The following is a 1,585-nucleotide window of genomic DNA, read 5'->3' on the forward strand; positions in this document are numbered from 1 at the left end:
TATCTGGTGTAATAGTTACATTCTGGCCCAACTGAAAGTTCAATACTGATGAATTAATCCCACTATCACCTTGCCCTGATACGAATGCGGCCGTGGAATCGAATTCATCTGTACTGGCTGAATTAGTTAATCCATTCCATTCGGGCTGATCGGCTTGCGGCAATTCTCCGTCTTTTGGCGGTAACGGATTGCCACTTTCATCGTGAGCTTGAGGACTTGCCGAATGCGATATTGAATTAGACAAGGCTGTTTGATCGCCGGAATGTGCGCCTAAGGGTTCTGATTTTTCTACCTTAGTTTGAGCTTTATTAAAAACCTTACCGAAGGCCTCAGACGAGCCATTCTGGGCTTTAACCGTCGCTGCTCCCGTCTCAATTAACTCTGAGTTCGGTGCACCGGACACTGGAAGTAATGACAATTGCTGCATAATTTTTAACGAACAACGTTATTTAATAATTAATTATGCAATCAACGATACAAAGATCATGCCGACAAGTGTTTATCGGCGCATAGATATATTAAGTGATAGAAAACAGCTGCTCAAAATTGGAAATTTTAAGGATTTTTTTTACATCATCATTGCAATGATTTATTGCGATTTTCGCATCCGCACCACCAGCATGATCACGAAGTAGCAACAACATTCCTAAGGCCGAACTATCTATATAAGAGGTTTCGCTGAGATCAATTTCGTAAGATGAAATTTGTGTTTCAGCGCTCTCATATGCGTCTCTAAAAGCTGCGTGATGACTGAAATCAAATCTGCCATCTATTGCGATTTTTAAGGTTTGGTCACTACCTTGGTAGCTCACATTCACCGACATACTGCCCTCGTTTTTTCAGTGTTGGTATTACCGCACATAGCGTAGTAAAGATTGCGAAACTCGCGTAATTAATTTGAGAACTAATGAGCAATTATGTAATTTTGCATGCATTAAGTAATGCCGGCCCAATCCGCTGTATGGGCAGCACTTCTACTGCAGCATTCAGTTTAACTGCTGCGCCGGGCATTCCCCACACCACGCTACTTGCCTCATCTTGTGCAATTGTATGCCCTTTTGCTTGTCGCATTCTTAACATTCCGGTGGCTCCATCAGCCCCCATTCCCGTCAACATTGCGCCAACACAGTACTTACCAAGTTCGGCCGTTGCTGAATCAAATAAGACTTCAACCGATGGAATATGTCCGTTTACTTTTTCACCATCTAAGAGCGCTGTAACAAGCTTTTTATCGCGTTTAGCTAAGCGCAGATGACGGTCACCCGGTGCTAAATAAGCACACCCCGCTTTAAGCGGCATATCTGCTTTCGCCTCACAAACTTCAATGGGCATCGTATCGTTTAATCGACTAGCAAAGGTGCCACTAAAGGCTGCTGGGATATGTTGCGCCATAAGAATCGGAGGGCAGTTTTTAGGCATGTACCGAAGAATTTCTTTCAAGGCTTCAGTGCCGCCCGTCGAGCTTCCGATACAAATCACCTTGCCTACTTTATATCGATCTTCTTTAGTTGAAGTCTCGGTGGGAGTGCTTGCTTTAGTCGTGACACTTTCACGCGCGAGCATATTAGCTCTAGCCGCATTGCGA

Annotated in this window: 3 protein-coding genes; all 3 read right to left on the reverse strand. The window is 44.0% G+C overall.

Going from position 1 to position 1,585, the window contains the following annotated elements:
• On the reverse strand, positions 1-427 hold a 427-nt coding region (locus A3738_RS03165; RefSeq protein WP_156503912.1), incomplete at its 3' end, for a hypothetical protein.
• A 91-nt stretch (positions 428-518) separates the two neighbouring features.
• Complete coding sequence (locus A3738_RS03170) at positions 519-824, reverse strand: STAS domain-containing protein (RefSeq protein WP_068473743.1); 306 nt, start codon at positions 822-824, stop codon at positions 519-521.
• Positions 825-915: 91 nt separating this feature from the next.
• Positions 916-1,585 (reverse strand): CheB methylesterase domain-containing protein (locus tag A3738_RS03175; protein WP_231876517.1); only part of this gene is annotated, 670 nt, incomplete at its 5' end.

It is taken from the genome of Oleiphilus sp. HI0066 (assembly GCF_001635725.1).

Bases quoted from the DNA above. Each gene is read 5' to 3' on its own strand.
- A3738_RS03170 (WP_068473743.1), bottom strand. From the start codon at position 824: ATGTCGGTGAATGTGAGCTACCAAGGTAGTGACCAAACCTTAAAAATC.